Raw genomic sequence first — 17,783 nt, forward strand, 5'->3', positions numbered from 1 at the left:
AGTTCCCCCTGCGTCCCTGTTGTGACTACAGTTGTCTGACTAATTAAAACAGACCAACAAGGAAAGCCCGATGTCCGCTTCGTTCTTCCGTTCCACCCTCGCCGCCGTTCTCGCCGGCTGTATCGCCTTACCCGCCAGCGCCGCGCTCGACGAGCGCGTCAAGTCCGCTGCGGAGCAGGCCAGGACACCGGCCCTCAAGCTGCTGGAGCAACTGGTGAACATCGACTCGGGTTCCGGCTACGCACCGGGTTTGACCGAAGTCGGCAACCTCGTCGGTGCCGAGTTGAAGAAGCTCGGTGCCACCCTCCAGCAGGTACCGAACACCGCGCCGGACCGGAGTCAGCACCTGGTGGCGACGCTGAAGGGCACCGGCAAGGCCAGGATCCTGCTGTTGGCGCACCTGGACACGGTGTTCAAGGAAGGGACGGCCAAGGCGCGGCCATACCGCACCGACGAACAGCGCGCCTATGGTCCGGGCGTGTCCGACGACAAGGGCGGCATCGTAGTCGCCCTGGCGGCGCTGGAGATCCTCAAGACCCTCGACTTCAAGGACTATGGACAGATCACCCTGCTACTGGACGCCAGCGAGGAAACCGGCTCCCCGGCCGCCACCGAGCTGATCGCCAGCACCGCCAAACAGCACGATGTGGTGCTCAACCTGGAGCCGGGCCGCCCGGCCGATGGCCTGGTGGTGTGGCGCAAGGGCAGCGCCACGGCCGTGGTGGAGGTCAAGGGCAAGGCGTCCCACGCCGGCGTTTCGCCGGAACTGGGGCGCAACGCCGCCACCGAGGTGGCGCACCAGGTACTGCAGCTGGGCAACTTGGGCGACGCGGAGAAGAAAACCTCGGTCAACTTCACCGTGATCGAGGCGGGTGACCGTATCAACGTGATCCCCGACCATGCCGTCGCCAAGGCCGATGTGCGCGCCGCGCTGCCGGAGGAGTTCGACCGGGTGGAACAGGACCTGGCACGGATCGCCGCCAACAGGCAGGTTCCCGATACCGAGGTAACCACTCGCCTGGAGCGCGGCCTGCCGCCGATGCCGCAGACCCCGGCGAGCGATCGGCTGCTGGCCATGGCCCAGGGCATCTACGGCGAGCTGGGCCGCACGCTGACCGTGGAAGGCAGCGGCGGCGCGGCGGATGCCAGTATCGCGGCTGGCGCTGGCGTGCCTACCCTGGATGGCTTCGGCATCGTCGGCGGCAAGCTCCACACGCCCGAGGAGTACATCGAGCTGGACAGCGTGGCGCCGCGTATCTACCTGCTCACGCGGATGCTGGTGGAGCTGTCGCAAGGCAAATGAAGGGCTTGCTCCAGGCGGGCGGCCGTCCGCCGGATGCCGGCTCTCCCGCACCCATGGCAGGCTGCAGCCGTAGGTGAGGGTTTCGTTGCGCACAGGTGCTCAGGTACCGCAGGGGCAACCTGCCTCCGGGTGAGGGCGCCCAGGCCTCAAGGCGAGCAATTGCCCGCCTTGGTGAAACCTGCCGCCTGCGCCTGGGCTTCGGAGGCGAAGCGAACCTGGTTCTTGGGCGACACCTTGGCATAGCTCGGGCAGCCTACGGCCAGGTGATAGACATGGCTGTTACGGTTGCCGATGATCGATCCCGACCGGGTAGGCAGAGGGTCCGTGGTGTCGGCCGGGGGAACGGGTGCAGACGTGGGTGCCGGCAAGGCGCTGACTACCCCGTCCCCGGCGGGTTTGTAGCCGAGGGTCCAGTGTCGCTCACCGGACACGAACGGATTGGCATGGCCCATCACCGCGGCGATCCGTTGATCCCGCTGACGCTCCCAGGCGGTCACCGGATGCTGCTGATCCCAGGCCATCAGCAGTTGCTGCTGCTGACGCGACATGTTCAGGGCGTAGCGGTCGAACATGTAGAAGGTGACGCGGGCGACCAGGCCCTTGACGTCATCCCGCGGCTCGGCGACGCGTTCCTGGAAGTCCACCTTCGTCGGGCAGCGACCGTACTGCGGTTGCACGGCCTGCGCCATGCCATAGTTGAAGTTCGCGCGGTCGCCATTCACCTCGCCGACGGCGGGGTAGAGGTTGAAGAGGTCGGCCTCCATGGCGCGGAACACGGGGTCGTCTGCGACGCAGTGTTCGCGTCCGCCGTTCTGCCAGCACTGGCGCTGATGGCCGAAGGTCCAGGCGGGGACGATGTGTTCCCACTCCGTGCGTTCGCCGCGGGTTTCCTGCTTGCGCGCCTGAAAGCCACAGGAGGGCGCATCGATCCGTCCTCCGGACTTGCCGACCCACTCCCATCGGCAACCGCAGTAAAGGTCGCCCTGGGCGCTGGTGTTCTGGTCGAAATAGACTTTTTGTCTGGCGATTACCTTGGCGTCTACGAAGGTATCGGGGGCCGTTGCGTGAGCGGAGGTGATGAGCAGTGTGGCGAGGAAAAGCGACAGCAGCAGGCGCATGAATCTTCACAGGTCAGAAAGGGCGCCGAATTGTATAGCTTTTTCCAGAGCGACTGGCCGCTAACGCAGGACTGCCGCCCTGGCCCGAGGTCGAGAGCCCGTGACAAGCAAGGCCAGCCGTGGGCGCTGCATTTCTCTGGTGGCGCCCGATCAACTGGTCGAACAGGCCGATATCCGCGCGGCTTCGCGCCAGCAGGTGGGACCGCTATGACCGTGCTGTTGGACTGAGCCATCAGCTTCGATCGATCACATTCCGCTACAACCGTTGTCCTTCCATGTCGGTCCCCAAACGACAAGTTCGCGGACCTGTCGATGTTGCCCCCCGCCCGCTGTGCCAAGGATCCAATGACGATAGGGCGTACGTTCGTGCCTTGCGGGTCATACGGACTGGGTCAATTCGTAAAGCGCCCTGGCCAGTGGTGACCGAGTCGATTGTCGTAGCCAAATCAAGCCCACCATCCGCGAAGGGCAGGGAGCTGGCAGCGTCCAGCGCTTCGTGCGGTTATCGGGTGGCCCCATCACCGGCCAGTCGGGAAGGAGGGAAACGCCAAACCCCTCGGCTACCAATTGAGCGATGTGTTCGATGCCATCCAGCTCGAAACGTACCCTCGGCTGGATGTCGTGGCGGCGCAGGTATTCGTCGGCCATTCTGCCGGCGACCACGTTCCTGTCGTATTGGATGAAGGGCTCCCGTGCCGCCGTATGCAGGACGTCGTGAACCTTCATCTCGGACGGCGTAAGCAGGATAAGTGGCTCTTCCCTGAGCGGCTGCCAGACACAGGTCTTATCCAGGGGAAAGGTGGGATGGACCAGGATGGCCGCATCCAGCTGACCGGACATCACTCGTTGCAGCAGCGTGGCAGAGGTCCCGGGCTCGATGAATATCTGCGTTTCAGGATAGGCACTCAGCCATCGGCGCAGGATAGTGGGAAGCAACCCCATCAGTGCGGTCGGCGTAGCGCCTAGCAGCAGCGGCCCCGCGGGCAACGCCGTAGCGGAGGCAGCGGAGCGCAAATCCCGGACGCCGCGAAGGACCTCGCGTGCCTGCTCGACGATGCGCGCTCCCACGACCGTTGGCTTCACCGTACGCCCGACTCGCATGAGCAGTTCACAGCCAATGTCGGCTTCCAGCGTCTTCATTTGCTGAGTGATGGTAGTGGGGGCCAGGTTCAGCCGGCGAGCGGCACCGGCAATCGAGCCACTTTCCACCACGGTGACGAAGCTGTTGAGAAAGCGCGTGTCCATTCGACGTACTTTACGTCATCTGAATGCGTTAACAGCATATTTTTTGGATTCCTCCAGGCGGGCAAAGTCTTTGGACAGAAGCCCAACACCTGAGGAAAAACCGTGGCCACCATCCAATCCATCGACATCTGTGTCGCTCGCATCCCCCTCGACAAGGTCACTTACCTAGCCAACCGCACTGTGGTCGATCGTCACTATGGCCTGGTCAAAGTCCGTAGCAGCGATGGCGTGGAAGGCATCGGCTTCTGCTACGTGGGCAATGCCGCCGGCGAGCTTTTCCGCGTGGCAGTGGAACAGTTGCTGGCACCGGTGATCATCGGCCGCGACTCCCTGGCTGTCGAAGGCCTGTGGAAGGAGATGTACCAGGAAGCCCTGCTCCAGGGGCGCATGGGCACAGTGATGCGTGCCCTCAGCGCCTTGGACATAGCGCTCTGGGACCTGAACGCCCGGACTGCCAAGCTGCCTCTGCACAAGTACCTAGGCGCAGTCGAGTTGGAAACCGTACCTGCCTACGCCAGCGGTGGCTACTACGTGGACGGCAAGACCGCCGACCATGTTGGCGAAGAGATGGCAAGCTATGTGGAGCAGGGCTTCAGCGCCGTGAAAATGAAGACGGGTCGCTGGAGCCCGGCGGGCGAAGAGGCACGGGTCAAGGCGGCTCGCGAGGCTATTGGCTCCGACGTCGAATTGATGCTGGACTGCAACAACGGCTGGATCGATACCGTTCAGGCCATGCAGTACCTGCGCCGCTTTGAGCAGTACGATCCCTACTTCATCGAAGAGCCCTTCAGTCCGGATGACATCGAGAGCCATGCTCGCCTGGCAAAGCTGACTCGCATTCCCGTCGCGACGGCGGAAATTGGCTACGGCCGCTGGTACCACAAGCAGCTGCTGGACATGGGCGGCGCATCCATCCTGCAAACCGACGCCGCCGTCTGCGGTGGAATCACCGAATGGCGGAGAATCGCGGCGATGGCCGCCGGCTACGGCATCCAGATGTGCCCCCACTGGTTCCATGACGTGCATGCGCCACTGGTCGCCGCTACCCAGAACGCCCGGTACGTCGAATTTTTCTGGGATGACCAGGTGCTGAATTTCCGGCGACTGCTGGATCGGCAAATGACCAAGAGAAAGGCCACGTCGTGCTGCATCAGACGCCTGGATTGGGCTTTAACTTCGATGAAGCCCAGGTTTCCAAGTACGGCCGCTGGACTACGGTCTCTCGATAAGATCCAAGGCTGGGAGAACATCATGTCCCTACCAAACGTACTACAGGTCGGCGAATTTCCCATCGCTCAACAGCACGTCATCGATGCGGAGCTGCAGCGATATAGCGAGGAGGATCTGCAGCGAAATCCCGCGCTATCCGAAAGGATCGAGGCAGTACTGACGCGCAGCAGTTATCAACTACCCGCTGGGTTAATAAGCCGACTGCCGAAACTTAAAATAATTTCGACCTCGGGAGTGGGGTTTGATGGTATCCCGCTCGACGCGGCACGCAGCACCGGCGTGATCGTGACCCATACACCGGGTGTCCTGGATGCGGCGGTGTGTGAGCTGGCAATCGGACTACTGCTATCGCTGCTGCGGCGTATACCGTCCGCCGACCGATTCGTCAGGGATGGAGCCTGGGAAAACCAACTTTTTCCCTTGACGTTGAGTCTGGCTGGAAAAAAGGTCGGCATCGTAGGGCTTGGCCGTATTGGTCAAGGAATAGCGCGCCGCTTGGCGGCCTTCGACGTCGATATCGCCTACTGTGGGGAAGAGATAGAACATTCACCCTACACCTTCATGAGTGATCTAGAGGCGCTCGCAACGTTCGCCGACATTCTTATCCTGTGCTGCCCCGGGGGTGAGAGGACACGCCACCTCATTAACGGCGCAGTCCTGTCCTGCCTTGGCACCAAGGGTGTGTTGGTCAACGTTTCGCGAGGCTCTGTGGTAAATGAAACCGACCTTATCAAGGCGCTGGAAAATCGCTTGATACGAGGTGCTGCACTGGATGTATTCGAGAAAGAGCCACTGATCGAGTCCAGATTGGCCGCGCTGGATAATGTGATTCTTACCCCGCATGTGGGCTCTGCCACGGAAGAAACCAGGCACGCCATGCTTCGTCTTGCCCTGGATAACATCCATAACGTACTTGCCGGGCAAGATCCCCTGACTCCAATTCCCAGTTGATGCTTTAAGCACGATATTCAAGCAAAGAATCTAAGACCCGCCTCGGCGGCACCAACAATGTCCATAAGAGAAATGCCCCCATGACCATTGGATTCAGAGTATTAAAAGCGCAACGCAAGGTCGCTGCCGACTGGGTAGCGCGCTACCGTGAAGTGCCGGTCGCCAATGTCAGCGACTCCATGAATCGGATGACCGCTGGCGGTTCGCGCCTTCGTCCCATGCATCGCCAGGGCGTACTGGCCGGCCCGGCACTCACCGTGAAGACGCGTCCGGGCGACAACCTCATGCTCCACTACGCCTTGAACATCGCCGAGCCAGGCGACGTTATCGTGGTGGATGCCGGCGGTGACCTGACCAATGCCCAGCTGGGTGAAATCATGGTGTCCTACGCGGTCAAGCGCGGTGTTGCCGGTATCGTGGTCGATGGCGCCATTCGCGATGTTTCCAGCATTGGCGCAGGAAACTTTCCGCTGTTCGCCGCCGGTGTCTCGCACCGCGGCCCTTACAAGGATGGCCCGGGGGAGATCAACGTCCCCATCGCCATCGACGGCATGGTCATAGAGCCGGGCGATCTGATCATCGGCGATGATGACGGTCTGCTTTGCGTACCTTACGACCAGGTGGCCGACGTCTACGACCCAGCAGTGGCCAAGCATGCCGCAGAAGAGAAGCAGATGCAGCAGATTGCCGAAGGCACCAACGACCGCAGTTGGGTCTTGGCCGCCCTCAAGCAGAAGGGCTGTGCATTACCCTAGTCGTGGTCGATGAGAAGAAGGCAGCCGCGTGCTGCCTTTTTCATTGGTGCGTCAGCAACGGACGATGGAAGCCGTCGCCTGGTGAGGCAACGAGTGCGGTGGGTACGGCTGCCGCCATCGAGAGGTGCAGGCGTCGCGCATCCTGGCTGTCCCCCTGGGAAGGCGGCTATCACTTTCTTGCCACTTCGGGTCGACGCCCTGAATGAGGTCTAGCGCGACAGCCCACACCTTCGAATCCTCAGTTCATTCCTTTGCCGAATTGAGATGGCTCTCCACCGCGCGGAACGTCAGCAACAGCAGACCGGCGATGCCGAGCGTGAGAGTGGCGCCAATCGCGCTGGCCAGCAGGCCCGCGAGCAGGCCACCCACTGCCTCGAAGCCGAAGCGCATGGCGATGTACAGGGCGATCACGCGGCCGCGCAGCGCCGCCGGCGCGTCGCTTTGCAACAGCATGTTGGTGCTGACGTTGTTGGCGGTGATGCCAAAGCCCAGCAGGGCGAGCAACAGCAACGCGAACGGAAGCGGCAGCTTGAACGCCAGCAGGCAAAGCGCCAGGGCGCAGCACAATTCGGCGATGAAGATCAGGCGCCGCAGGCGGTGCAAGACGCCGACGAGGGCGAGCATTATCGTGGCAACGAAGGCGCCGGCGCCCGCCGCACCCCATAGCCAACCCAGCATCCGGGCGTCGCCGAGGTAGAGCGTCTTGGCCAGTACCGGCAGCAGGACGCTGTAGTTGGAGGCGAGCAGGTTCACGGCGATCACCCCGAACATCAAACGCCGGACCGAGAGGGTGCTGAACACGTAGCGCAAGCCTTCGCGAAACATCTCACTGGTCGAGCCGCTGGCTTTGTCGGTCGCGCTGCCCTGTACCTTCGTCAGGCCCAGCAACAAGGTGGCGAAGGCAATCGCCGTTATCAAGAAGCAAAGCGCTTCGCTACTCGCGGCGATCAGGGCACCGGCCAACGGAGGGCCGATGAAACGCGCAGCGTTGATCAACATGGCATTGAGCGCAAGGGCGTTGGGCAAATCGCTGGCGTCGGCTACGAAGCTACCGATGAGTGCCTGCCTGAGCGGTGTTTCCAGGGCATTCAGCAAGCCCAGAAGCAGGGCCATGGCAATCAGAATCGGCGCGTCGATCCAGCCCTGCCAGCTCAAGAGCGCGAGCAACAGCGATTGAATGGCCAACAGCGACTGCGCCGCGATCAGGCAGCGGCGTTTGTCGTGGCGGTCGATCCAGGCGCCGGCGATCGGACCTACGAGCAATTGCGGGGCGAGGGTGAGAAAGGTGATCACGCCCAGCAGGGTTGCAGAAGCGGTGACGTGATAGGCCATCCAGGACAGCGCCACCTGTTGCACCCATTTGCCCAGGGTCGACACGCCCTGGCAGGCAAAATAGATCTGGAAGTCACGATGGGCGAGCGCCCGCACAGCGGCGGGCCAACGTGAAGAATTTGCGGGTTTTGCCAAGGGACTGTCTCTGGGTTAACTCGGCAGGACGCAGCTGGGCCGGTATTTCACGTTCGGTACCGTTGCAACAGGCAGGCCTTGGCGATGCCTAGGGTGGAGACGGCCGCTCCGAGCAGCTCAGCGGCGCATGGCAGGCGGATGGCCCGTGGGAGCACGCTACCCAATCCGCCCGGGCAGTACGGCCCCGTGTTCAGTGCCCAGAATCCGACCGTCATCAGGCAGGCGTTCTTGAAATTGCCGGAGGCGGCCATCCAGTGGATAGGTCTTTATTTTAGAATGTCATTTCGTTTATGTGTTTGCAATGGTCGCACGTCCTGGCAATAGCCAATCTGCCAGGTGCGTTGCCAGATAAACGGCATTGAATTCCATTCACTCGGGAAAGCTCCGCGATATTTCGGCCAGCTCGGGCATCCGGGCTGGCAGGCGAGGGCGTCGTCGAGAGTGAGGTGGAAGACCAAAGCGCCTGACGTAGGACAGGGCGTCTTCAACCCTGTCCCGTGGTCCCTGCCGCGGGGTGGGCATCTTCCTGCGGTAACGATCCGTGGCGAAGCAGATGCATGACTTCAGGTTGCGTCTGGTTGACCGCCCCGAGTCGTTCGATCAGTTCGGCTGCGCGACTGCCTCTTAGGCCCGCGGTGGTGAGCTCGCCGGCATGAACGTAGGTGTATACCCCAGACACGGCGAAGGCTTTGATGAAAGCTATATGCTGCGCCTGTTCGGCAAGGTTGGTGCGAAAGGCCTCACTGGCGAAGAAGCGTCGGCGCTCCAGTGGCGAGGCGAACACGATCTCCAGCATCGACAGGGCCGCACGGATGGCATCTGCCCTATGAGCCACGTCTGGTGACGGCGGATGTTGATCGTCATTGACGAAAGGAACGCACGGATGCACCCGAACTTTCAGGACGGCCGGTTGCGCCGCCAGCCAGGGGCCTAGCTGGTTCGCCAGATAGTCGTTCAGGGCTTCCAGGTCTTGGCGGGGGTGTAGATGCAGCTGGAGGCGATCCAGCTGGTCGGGGCCGTTGTGGTGCTCGTCCGCCAGCGTGTTCTTGAACGCCTGTGAGCCCTGGGGCAGATCATAGGCGAGCGTCTCGGCGAACATGTTCTGCTCGTCACTGAACAGCACGGGGCTGGCGGCCTGAAAGGTGCGCTGACTCTCCTCATCAGTGAATCCGATCTCCACCATGCCATCCAGTTCGTAGTGGGGAATGTCCCGGATACCGTGGTCCAGCGGCCACAGGTGGGCGTCTTGGTCTCGGTCGAAATGGTACTGCACGTAGTGGCCAAGGCCTGGCAGGCGGGCACAGAGCGGGCCGTGGACATCGCGCCAGTAGTGCGCGAACACCTCGTGAGGTACTCGCTCACGGCGTCTGACCGTGGTGTAGCTGTTGATGGTGATCATGGGGCACGTTCCTGGAGGCAGGGGCTAGGAAAAAAGTGGACCCCGAATTCCAGCGATAAGCTCCAGGCCTGTTGCCGGCCCCCGAACAGACGTTCGTACGTGCCCGTTCAAGGCGCGAGCAGGTCGCCACCACCCAAGGCGCGTTCCTGTTCTCTATGGCAGCAGGCCGGCGGCCTGGTAGCTGCCGATCGCTTGGTCGAACAGGCCGAGATCCGCGCGGCTACGTGCCAGCAACTGGGCACCTGCGATAGCCGCGTAGATCGCCTGGGCCCTGGCCCGGGCCTCTTCGGCCTTGCCGATTCCGGCCTCCGCCACGGTCTGTGCCAGCCAGTCGATGTTGATCTCGGCGAATTTCTGCACCTCCTGCATCACCGGGGCGGGCAGATCATCGTACTCGGCGCCCATGAAGCTGCTCAGGCAGATGCGATTGTCGCTTTCCAGGGAGATGCGGAACGTCTGGGGGTACTGCCGTAGCCGCTCGTGTGGGTCTGGAAACGCCGCCGTCAGCTCTTCGAGGCAGGCTTCCGAATTCTCCCAATAGCGCCTGGCCACCGCCGCGGCGAGCTCGGTCTTGCCGGCGAAGTGGTGGTAGAGACTGGCCGCTTTCACACCGACCTGTTCCGCCAGGTCGCGCATGTTCAAACCGCTGTAGCCGTGGGCCTGGGCGATCCGGGTAGCGACCTCCAGGATCCTTTCGCTCGAGTTACCGCCAGCCTGAGCCCTCATCCGTACCTCCAAAAAAGCCTGTTGACAGGACGAACTATACCACCTAGCTTTGAATCTACCTAACGTTAGTTAGTCAAATCCAGTGACTTTCCAACGAGGTGATTCCATGAGTAACGAATTGATCTTCCAGGACGCTTCCGCTCTTGCCGCGCTGATCCGGAGCAGGGACGTCTCCCCGGTAGAGGTGGTCAAGGCCCACCTCGAACGCATCGAGGCCGTGGATGGGCAGGTGAATGCCATCGTCACCCTGGCCGAGGATGCCCTCAGCGCCGCCAAGGCTGCCGAGGCGGCGGTGTTGGCAGGGGAGGAACTCGGGCCGTTGCACGGGGTGCCGTTCACGGCCAAGGATTCCATCGACACGGCCGGCGTCATGACCCAACGCGGCTCACCGATCTTCCGCGGCCGCACGCCCGAACAAGACGCCACCAGTGTGGCGCGCCTGAAGCGAGCCGGGGCGATCCTGCTGGCAAAGACCAACCTCCCCGAGTTCTCCTACTGGATCGAGAGCGACAATCTGCTCAGCGGCCGTTCCAACAATCCCTGGGATCTGGAGCGCACGCCGGGCGGTTCCAGCGGGGGCGAGTCGGCCGCCATCGCTGCGGGCATGTCGCCCCTGGGGCTGGGAACCGATCTGGCCATTTCGGTGAGAGGACCCGCGGCCCAGACCGGGATCACCTCCATGAAGGCGACCCATGGCCGGGTACCCATGACCGGCATCTGGCCGCGGGCACCGCGTCGCTTCTGGCACGTCGGGCCCATGGCCCGTTCGGTCCGGGACATCGCCCTGGCGTTCGCGCAGTTGGCCGGCCCGGATGGTCGGGACGCCTTTGCTACCCTCGCGGCGCGCGACCTCGGCAACCTTTCCGCAAAGCTGACGCGTCCGCTGCGGGTGGGCTGGATGGTCGGCCCGGGCTTCGGACCGGTCGATCCCCAGGTGGCGGCGACCGTCAAGGCGGCAGCCCAGGCGCTGGCGGATCTGGGCGTCGCGGTCGAGCCGGTGGGCATTCCCGCCCTGGAAAGGGACTTCGCCCTGGATGTCTTCAACCGCCTGCACGTCATGGAAATGAAGCCAGCCTTCGCCCAGGCCACGGCGGGTCGGCGGGAGGATGAGCTTTACAAGATGGCCAAGACGATGCTGTCGTTGCCCGACACCTCGATAGGTGACTTCATCGAGGCCGAACAAGCGGCTGAGCGTATTCGTGACGGCTACGCAGAGTACTTTTCCCAGTACGACGCCCTGATTACCCACGTATTGCCGATCCCCGCGCACAAGCACGGTGTCGAGAGCTTCGTCATCGATGGCCAGACGGTGGATGCGACCTATCTCCAGGGCGCCACCGTGCCGTTGAACGTCGCCGGCCTGCCCGGCCTGTCGATGCGCTTCGGCACCAGCAGCGAAGGACTGCCGATCAATGTCCAGGTGGTCGGCGCCTGGCACGACGAGGCCACCGTCCTGCAGGTGGCGACACTGTTGGAGGGGGTCAGCCAGGTCAAGGGACTGCATCCCGCGCTCGGTCGCCCGTAGGGGTAGCGGAATGGACAGTCGGGCGAGCGACGCTGGCGTTGCCGAGCTGCCGCCAACCGGCAGGACACCCGCAACGGAAGGATTCCGTGCGGGTGTCGCTCCTTCGACACTGGACTGGGGATGGCTTCAGTTGTCGTTCTGGCAACCATAGCCGTGCACGAGATAGTCCATCACGTGCTCCTGGCCGGCGTGATCCAGGTAATCAAGGCGAGCCGGGACGATGCCGCACTGGCTGGTGAGGTCGGTCTGGCTCACCACCTTGTCGATGTCGAGGTGGACGAAGAAGCCGGGCTTGTCGTGGATCGTGGCGGAACTGCTGGTGTCGGCCAGGGCGGACCCGGTGATGAGCAGGCCGAAGATACCGAGAAGGAGCATTTTCATGATGAGTCCTCTTGAGTGGGTGCAGCTGTTGCTGACCGGGCCACTGTAGGAGGGCAGGGGGGACCGCCGGCTGACCGGCGGATTACAAATCCGTCACTGAGGCTTTCGTGACAGCGAGAGGGGCGTCCGCGCTGCGGCCGCCACCCCTAGAGAGAGGCATATGGGCTGGCGAGGCGATGGCGGGCGTATCCATTCAGGCCATTCCCCGAGAGCCTCATGTGTTCACGCAGCGGGTGCCGCTCAGACCTGCGCCATGCCGCCGTCGACCGGCAGCTCGGCCCCGGTGATGAAGCTGCTTTGGTCGCTCACGAGAAACAGCGCGGCCGCGGCCACTTCGTCGGCGCGCGCCATCCGGCCGAGCGGGATCAGCGTCGTCAGCGTTTCGCGAATCTCCGCGGACGCCGCCGCCATCATGGCGGTATCGGTCGGTCCCGGCGCCACCACGTTGACGCGGATGTTGCGCGGGGCCAGCTCATTGGCCCAGGTCCGCGCGAAGGAGCGCACGGCGGCCTTGGTCGCGCCATAGACGCCATAGCCCTTGGTGCCGATGGTGGCGGCGATCGATCCCACCAGTACGATGGCGCCACCGGCCGGCATGAGCGCGGTCGCGGCCTGGGTGGCGAACAGCAGCGTGCGCACATTGAGGTCGAAGGTCCGGTCGAAATGGTCTTCGCTGATGGCATCGAGCGTGGCGAACTCGGAGAGGCCGGCGTTGACCGCGAGCACGTCCACGCGGCCGGCTTCGCGACGCACCGTCTCGAAGAAGGCGCTGAGCGCCGATGGATCGGCGGCATCGACGCGCCGCTCGTGCAGCCGACCGGCGCCCAGCTCGATTTCGCCCTCCTGCGCGCGCCGGCTGGTGGCGTACACGGTGGCGCCTTCCGTTGCAAAGCGCTCGGCGATGGCACCGCCAATGCCACCGTGACCACCGACCACGACCGCGATCTTTCCGGAAAGAGTGCTCATAAGTCCTCACGAGAGTGATAGGGATGACCAGGAGCACGGTATCATCTGGATATCTGATCACAAGAACGCACCTGATGGTGCCTAGATATCCAGGCGGAAACCCATGTCCGAAGCAGCGCTCGCTCTACCCCTCGAGGTCACCGCGACCCGGCCGATCCTGGACCACATCGCCAACAAGTGGACGGTCCTGATCCTGAGCGTGCTGTGCACCCAGCCAGCGCGCTTCAATGACCTCAAGCGTCGTCTCCATGGCATCACCCATAAATCCCTGTCCGAGGCATTGAAGCGGCTGGAGCGCAACGGCCTGATCAGCCGCAAGGTCCTGCCGACCCAGCCGATCGGCGTGGAATACACCATCACCCCGCTGGGCTGCTCGCTGCGCGAACCCTTCGCCGCGCTTTACCACTGGGCCCTGGCCAACGGCACCGCAATGGCGGAGGCGCAGCGTGCCTATGATGCCGCCAGCGCGGAGGAGGGGCAGGAAGCGGCGAGGTAGTACGCCAGGCGACTCGATCTGGGCACGGCGCGGTTGCTGGAAGAGGGGCGGTCGCCGTTACCAGGCGGGGGGTGCAGCGGGACTGGGCGTAGTGCGGGCGGCCAGCCGGACGACCCTCTGGCGAATCGCCGGGCTCCGGCCGGCGAGGCGCCGTCTTCGCCGCCACTCGGGCATGGATATCGACATCTCGTACGATAACGGATGCGGCAGCGACAGGCTTGTTCAATGATGGCGTTACGCCAGCCGTGGGCTGCTGGCGGCGCTGCTGGAGTACGGGTGCCATGAGCATCGAAGATGAAGAGCTGGGCAGGCGGCTGAAGCAGGTGGATGGGTTGAGCGCGACCACGGTCATGGATCGGGCGCGAGCAGACCGAGGCTTCATGAGCAGGGTAATCCTGGCACTCGAAGAGTGCGGCGTGGATGATCGCACCGATGAGGAAAACGCCCTGCTCGAGTGGGCGCGCGCCTTTCAACGCCAGCAGGGGGCGGGCGATGAATGACGCGCCGCTGCAGCGCGCCGGTAAGCCGGCGTAACGGGCAATGTTGCCGTGAGCGGGTATCGATCCTCTACCTGAGTGGCGAAGCCGGTAACCCCACCATAGGCGCTGCCCCTATCGCTCCCCGGTCTTCCCGACCCAGTCCGCCTGCGTAACGAGGACGTGTCAGGCCGATTGCCAAGTGAATGCCCCAGGTGGTCGAGCGCACCAGGACACGTTTTAAAAAGGGCTTCGATCGACTGCCTATTCCGGCTGGGCATGAGTCTTATGTCCCGGCCTTGCGTTCCGCCATCTTCTGCTGAGCGGCAGGATACCTCCCACACCCGCTCACCAGAGAATGCCCTTATGACCGTCGCGCGCTGCATGGTGGCATGCACGGGCGGTGGCGCCTGATAAGGAGGCTTGCCAGCGACGAAGTCAGCCTTGAAGGCGTCCAGACGAGCTTGAAGGGTCATGAGTTGTGCCTCTGAGATGAGTGGGGACAGGACTCATGATCGTCAGATCGCCATGGCGGTAGTAGGAAGGGCACGGCGATACCAGCTATGCCGGAATGGAATGGCGGCTCAGATCTCAGGGGCTGCGACCTCAGCTCATGGCGATGGCACGCTGCAGAGGCGGTACGACGAAGTCGAGGAAGGCGCGAACGCGGGCTGGCTGATGCTGACCGCCGAGATACAGCGCGGCGATTTCCTCTTCGTCGGCCACCCCCACGTCGGCCAACACCTCCACCAGCCGACCGGCCTCCAGGTCTTCCCGGGCGTGGTAGTCGCCGATCCGCGCCAGGCCGACACCGGCCACGGCCATGCGCCGTACGGTTTCACCATTGTTGGCGAGCAGCTTGCCCGTGACCATCCGATCGACGATCCGGCCGCCCGTCCGCATCGGCCAGACCGGCTGCGCGCGCTGGAAGTTGAAGCCCAGGCAGTTGTGATCCTCCAGATCCTCGACGCAGCGTGGCGTCCCGGCCCGCGCGAGGTAAGCGGGCGAGGCGACGATCTTGCGGCGGGCGGTGCCGATGCGCCGGGCGATCAGCGCGGAGTCCGTGATGCCACCCACGCGAAACACGACGTCGGTGCGGGCCAGGTACAGGTCGACCATCTCATCCGACAGCGACAGATCCACGATGATGTTGGGGTGCGCCGCCCAGAACGCGGGCAGCAACGGCTCCAGCACCAGGCTGCCGAAGGCGACCGAGGCATTGACTCTGATGGTGCCGCTGACGCCGCGGCTACCGAGCCCGAGCGTGAGTTCGAGATCGTCCAACTCCGCGAGCATCGCCCTGGCACGCTCGTGATAGAGGTGCCCTTCGGTCGTCAGGGACAGGCGGCGCGTGGATCGCTCGACGAGGCGCACCCCCAGGCGTTGTTCCAGTCGCGCAATCAACTTGGATACCGTCGACGGCGTCATGTGCAGCAGTCGAGCGGCCGCCGAGAAGCTTCCGGAGTCGACCACCGCGACGAAAATCTGCATCTCTCCCGCACGATTATCCAAGGCTCGACCCCGTCCAGCTGTGAATTCATTTCCAAACTCATGTGCAACTCTAGTGGCTTATCACTGGAGCGGCGAGGTGACATCGTGATCAGCGACGTAACGCCTTTCAGGAGATGGACATGACTTATCTAGAATCACACGGAGTTCGCATCCCGGCCCTCGGCTTCGGGGTATTCCGTATGAGCGACGCCGAGGTCGAGCGGGTGATCCCCGTCGCCTTCGAAGCCGGCTTTCGCCATTTCGACACCGCGCAGATCTATGCCAACGAGGCAGCGCTCGGCCGGGCACTGGAGCGCGCAGGCGCGGCGCGCACCGACCTGTTCCTGACCACCAAGGTCTGGATCGATCATTACCACCCCGAACGCTTCGCCGCCTCGGTCGAGGAAAGCCTGGAGAAGCTGAGGGTCAGCCAGGTCGACCTGCTGTTGCTGCACTGGCCGGGGACCCAGGTCCCCATCGCGGACCAGATCGCCTTGCTCAACGAGGTCCAGGCCGCCGGCCTGACGCGTCACATCGGGGTCAGCAACCAGAATGTCGCGCAAATGACCGAGTCGGTACGGCTCAGCGCGGCGCCCATCCTCACCAACCAGGTCGAGGTGCACCCCTACCTGGATCAGCGTGCGCTGATCGCGGCGGCGAGGGAACAGCAGGTCGCCATCGCCGGCTACTACGGAATGGCGGACGGTCAGGTACCCCGTGATCCCCTGATCCAGGACATTGGCCGGGCCCACGGCAAGACCGCTGCCCAGGTTGGCTTGCGCTGGCTGATCCAGCAGGGGCTGGTGGCGCTCAGCAAGACCGCCAACGTCGAGCGCGTGGCCGAGAACGCCGCGATCTTCGATTTCCAGCTGGACGATCAGGAGATGGCGGCCATTGCCAGCCTGGCGCGTGCCGATGGCCGCCTCGTTAACCCCCCGGGCCTGGCGCCCGACTGGAACGCTTGAAGGAGTCGATCATGGACCTGCAACTGGAGAACAAGACCGCACTCGTCACCGGCTCCACGGCCGGGATAGGGCTGGAAATCGCCCGCCGTCTGGTCGCCGAAGGCGCGGACGTGGTCATCTGCGGTCGCGATCAGGCCAAGCTGGACGCGGCGGCTGCCGCCAGCGGTGCCCGGGCCGTCCTGGCCGATCCCGCGACGGCGCAAGGGGCCGCTACCCTGGTGGCCGCCGTCCCGGCGGTCGACATCCTGGTCAACAACCTCGGCATCTATGAATCGAAGCCCTTCGCCGAGATCACCGATGCGGACTGGCAGCGCTTCTTCGAGGTGAACGTGCTGTCGGGCGCACGGCTGGCGCGGGCCTACTTTCCCGGCATGGTCGCGCGGGACTGGGGAAGGATCATCTTCGTGGCCAGTGACTCGGCCTTGGTCGTGCCGCCCGACATGATCCACTACGGCATGACGAAAACCGCCCAACTGGCCATCTCTCGTGGCCTGGCCGCGGCGAGCAAGGGCACGCGCGTCACGGTGAACTCGGTGCTGCCCGGACCGACCCGCTCGGCCGGCATCGGCGATTTCCTGAAAAGCGTCGCCGACGATCCCACGGCACCGGCGGAAGACATCGAGCGCAGCTTCTTCGCCAAGGAGCGCCCGACGTCGCTGCTGCAGCGGATGATCGAGCCCGAGGAGATCGCCGCCCTGGTCGCCTACGTCGCCAGCCCCCTGTCGGCCGCCACCAACGGCGCCGCGTTGCGCGTCGATGGCGGTGTGACCCCTACGATCGCCTGAGACCTTGGAGGCCCCTATGACCGAACCCCGTCGGTATGTTTCGACGCCCAGTGGGTTCCTGCTGGTATTGCGGCAGGGCGACGAGGTGCTGGCCTCGCTCGAGGCGCTGATGCGGGAGGAGTCGATTCCGTCGGCGACGTTAAGCGGATTCGGCTTCGTCGCGACGGCGCGCCTCGGCTTTTTCGACTTCACGAAAGGTGACTATGATGCCCGTGAATTTCAGCAACTCGAGATCACCGGCCTGAATGGCACCCTGGCCTGGAAGGACGGCGCGCCGTCCGTGCATGCCCATGCCAGCGGCGGTGATCGCGACTTCGCCGTCGTGGGCGGGCACGTGCTGGGCCTGCGGGTTGGCCGTGGCTCGTTCGAGATCACCGTGCAGGTGCATGATCGCCGGCTGGAGCGACGACTCGATCCTGTCGTTGGCGCCAATGTGCTGCAGTTGGACGCGCCTGGGGTAGAGAGCTAGGCGGCGCGAAGAGCGGCCGCTACCGGTCGCCGCTC

At 63.8% G+C, this 17,783-nt stretch carries 17 protein-coding genes; 9 read left to right on the top strand and 8 right to left on the bottom strand.

Annotated features, from left to right (window positions below; genetic code table 11):
- The first annotated feature begins 70 nt into the window (after positions 1 to 70).
- Entirely contained in the window at positions 71 to 1,303 is a 1,233-nt protein-coding gene (locus tag RND78_RS01630) for a glutamate carboxypeptidase (RefSeq protein WP_312725471.1), read from the top strand.
- A 146-nt stretch (positions 1,304 to 1,449) separates the two neighbouring features.
- Here the strand turns inward: RND78_RS01630 and RND78_RS01635 are convergent, their stop codons facing one another.
- The gene (locus tag RND78_RS01635) at positions 1,450 to 2,421 is read right to left on the bottom strand and encodes an endonuclease (protein ID WP_312725473.1); all 972 of its coding nucleotides are present in this window, start codon (positions 2,419 to 2,421) and stop codon (positions 1,450 to 1,452) included.
- 378 nt (positions 2,422 to 2,799) lie between these two features.
- The gene (locus tag RND78_RS01640; protein ID WP_312725474.1) at positions 2,800 to 3,666 is read right to left on the bottom strand and encodes a LysR family transcriptional regulator; all 867 of its coding nucleotides are present in this window, start codon (positions 3,664 to 3,666) and stop codon (positions 2,800 to 2,802) included.
- Positions 3,667 to 3,768: 102 nt separating this feature from the next.
- On the opposite strand from RND78_RS01640, the gene RND78_RS01645 reads away from it, so the two are divergent.
- Both RND78_RS01645 and RND78_RS01650 read left to right on the top strand, forming a co-directional pair.
- Positions 3,769 to 5,847 (top strand): enolase C-terminal domain-like protein, encoded by a 2,079-nt coding sequence (locus tag RND78_RS01645; protein WP_312725476.1) that lies wholly within the window; start codon positions 3,769 to 3,771, stop codon positions 5,845 to 5,847.
- 80 nt (positions 5,848 to 5,927) lie between these two features.
- Entirely contained in the window at positions 5,928 to 6,602 is a 675-nt protein-coding gene (locus tag RND78_RS01650; protein WP_312725478.1) for an RraA family protein, read from the top strand.
- Positions 6,603 to 6,845: 243 nt separating this feature from the next.
- On the opposite strand, the gene RND78_RS01655 is transcribed toward RND78_RS01650, so the two are convergent.
- From RND78_RS01655 to RND78_RS01665, 3 genes are all read right to left on the bottom strand, one after another.
- Positions 6,846 to 8,069, bottom strand: a complete 1,224-nt coding sequence (locus RND78_RS01655) for an MFS transporter (RefSeq protein ID WP_312725481.1) — start codon at positions 8,067 to 8,069, stop codon at positions 6,846 to 6,848.
- A gap of 484 nt (positions 8,070 to 8,553) precedes the next feature.
- The gene (locus RND78_RS01660; RefSeq protein WP_312725483.1) at positions 8,554 to 9,468 is read right to left on the bottom strand and encodes an EthD domain-containing protein; all 915 of its coding nucleotides are present in this window, start codon (positions 9,466 to 9,468) and stop codon (positions 8,554 to 8,556) included.
- A gap of 153 nt (positions 9,469 to 9,621) precedes the next feature.
- Complete coding sequence (locus RND78_RS01665; RefSeq protein ID WP_312725486.1) at positions 9,622 to 10,194, bottom strand: TetR/AcrR family transcriptional regulator; 573 nt, start codon at positions 10,192 to 10,194, stop codon at positions 9,622 to 9,624.
- A 106-nt stretch (positions 10,195 to 10,300) separates the two neighbouring features.
- On the opposite strand from RND78_RS01665, the gene RND78_RS01670 reads away from it, so the two are divergent.
- Complete coding sequence (locus RND78_RS01670; RefSeq protein WP_312725487.1) at positions 10,301 to 11,719, top strand: amidase; 1,419 nt, start codon at positions 10,301 to 10,303, stop codon at positions 11,717 to 11,719.
- A gap of 126 nt (positions 11,720 to 11,845) precedes the next feature.
- On the opposite strand, the gene RND78_RS01675 is transcribed toward RND78_RS01670, so the two are convergent.
- Both RND78_RS01675 and RND78_RS01680 read right to left on the bottom strand, forming a co-directional pair.
- A complete protein-coding gene (locus tag RND78_RS01675; RefSeq protein ID WP_312725490.1) occupies positions 11,846 to 12,100 on the bottom strand; it encodes a DUF2790 domain-containing protein in 255 nt (84 codons plus the stop codon).
- A gap of 240 nt (positions 12,101 to 12,340) precedes the next feature.
- Positions 12,341 to 13,066 (bottom strand): SDR family oxidoreductase, encoded by a 726-nt coding sequence (locus tag RND78_RS01680; RefSeq protein ID WP_312725493.1) that lies wholly within the window; start codon positions 13,064 to 13,066, stop codon positions 12,341 to 12,343.
- A 103-nt stretch (positions 13,067 to 13,169) separates the two neighbouring features.
- Here RND78_RS01680 and RND78_RS01685 point away from each other — a divergent pair, with 103 nt between their 5' ends.
- Together RND78_RS01685 and RND78_RS01690 are read left to right on the top strand one after the other, a co-directional pair.
- Positions 13,170 to 13,562: a helix-turn-helix domain-containing protein gene (locus RND78_RS01685; protein ID WP_312725495.1), complete on the top strand. Its 393-nt coding sequence runs from the start codon at positions 13,170 to 13,172 to the stop codon at positions 13,560 to 13,562.
- A 281-nt stretch (positions 13,563 to 13,843) separates the two neighbouring features.
- Entirely contained in the window at positions 13,844 to 14,062 is a 219-nt protein-coding gene (locus RND78_RS01690; RefSeq protein WP_312725496.1) for a hypothetical protein, read from the top strand.
- A gap of 582 nt (positions 14,063 to 14,644) precedes the next feature.
- Here RND78_RS01690 and RND78_RS01695 read toward each other — a convergent pair.
- Positions 14,645 to 15,529, bottom strand: a complete 885-nt coding sequence (locus tag RND78_RS01695) for a LysR family transcriptional regulator (protein ID WP_312725498.1) — start codon at positions 15,527 to 15,529, stop codon at positions 14,645 to 14,647.
- 140 nt (positions 15,530 to 15,669) lie between these two features.
- On the opposite strand from RND78_RS01695, the gene RND78_RS01700 reads away from it, so the two are divergent.
- Genes RND78_RS01700 through RND78_RS01710 form a run of 3 tightly spaced genes read left to right on the top strand, consistent with a single transcriptional unit; the run spans position 15,670 to position 17,748 of the window.
- The gene (locus RND78_RS01700) at positions 15,670 to 16,494 is read left to right on the top strand and encodes an aldo/keto reductase (RefSeq protein ID WP_312725499.1); all 825 of its coding nucleotides are present in this window, start codon (positions 15,670 to 15,672) and stop codon (positions 16,492 to 16,494) included.
- A gap of 11 nt (positions 16,495 to 16,505) precedes the next feature.
- The gene (locus RND78_RS01705) at positions 16,506 to 17,279 is read left to right on the top strand and encodes an SDR family oxidoreductase (protein ID WP_312725501.1); all 774 of its coding nucleotides are present in this window, start codon (positions 16,506 to 16,508) and stop codon (positions 17,277 to 17,279) included.
- Between the two features lie 16 nt (positions 17,280 to 17,295).
- Positions 17,296 to 17,748, top strand: a complete 453-nt coding sequence (locus RND78_RS01710; RefSeq protein WP_312725503.1) for a DNA-binding protein — start codon at positions 17,296 to 17,298, stop codon at positions 17,746 to 17,748.
- Positions 17,749 to 17,783 lie beyond the last annotated feature (35 nt).

The sequence above is a fragment of the Pseudomonas oryzihabitans genome (assembly GCF_032027545.1).
Lineage (GTDB): Bacteria > Pseudomonadota > Gammaproteobacteria > Pseudomonadales > Pseudomonadaceae > Chryseomonas > Chryseomonas oryzihabitans_F.

Coding starts and splice junctions, on each gene's coding strand:
- RND78_RS01710 (WP_312725503.1), top strand. CDS start 17,296: ATGACCGAACCCCGTCGGTATGTTTCGACGCCCAGTGGGTTCCTGCTG.
- RND78_RS01650 (WP_312725478.1), top strand. CDS start 5,928: ATGACCATTGGATTCAGAGTATTAAAAGCGCAACGCAAGGTCGCTGCC.
- RND78_RS01700 (WP_312725499.1), top strand. CDS start 15,670: ATGACTTATCTAGAATCACACGGAGTTCGCATCCCGGCCCTCGGCTTC.
- RND78_RS01630 (WP_312725471.1), top strand. CDS start 71: ATGTCCGCTTCGTTCTTCCGTTCCACCCTCGCCGCCGTTCTCGCCGGC.
- RND78_RS01680 (WP_312725493.1), bottom strand. CDS start 13,066: ATGAGCACTCTTTCCGGAAAGATCGCGGTCGTGGTCGGTGGTCACGGT.
- RND78_RS01690 (WP_312725496.1), top strand. CDS start 13,844: ATGAGCATCGAAGATGAAGAGCTGGGCAGGCGGCTGAAGCAGGTGGAT.
- RND78_RS01640 (WP_312725474.1), bottom strand. CDS start 3,666: ATGGACACGCGCTTTCTCAACAGCTTCGTCACCGTGGTGGAAAGTGGC.
- RND78_RS01685 (WP_312725495.1), top strand. CDS start 13,170: ATGTCCGAAGCAGCGCTCGCTCTACCCCTCGAGGTCACCGCGACCCGG.
- RND78_RS01660 (WP_312725483.1), bottom strand. CDS start 9,468: ATGATCACCATCAACAGCTACACCACGGTCAGACGCCGTGAGCGAGTA.
- RND78_RS01705 (WP_312725501.1), top strand. CDS start 16,506: ATGGACCTGCAACTGGAGAACAAGACCGCACTCGTCACCGGCTCCACG.
- RND78_RS01670 (WP_312725487.1), top strand. CDS start 10,301: ATGAGTAACGAATTGATCTTCCAGGACGCTTCCGCTCTTGCCGCGCTG.
- RND78_RS01675 (WP_312725490.1), bottom strand. CDS start 12,100: ATGAAAATGCTCCTTCTCGGTATCTTCGGCCTGCTCATCACCGGGTCC.
- RND78_RS01695 (WP_312725498.1), bottom strand. CDS start 15,529: ATGCAGATTTTCGTCGCGGTGGTCGACTCCGGAAGCTTCTCGGCGGCC.
- RND78_RS01665 (WP_312725486.1), bottom strand. CDS start 10,194: ATGAGGGCTCAGGCTGGCGGTAACTCGAGCGAAAGGATCCTGGAGGTC.
- RND78_RS01635 (WP_312725473.1), bottom strand. CDS start 2,421: ATGCGCCTGCTGCTGTCGCTTTTCCTCGCCACACTGCTCATCACCTCC.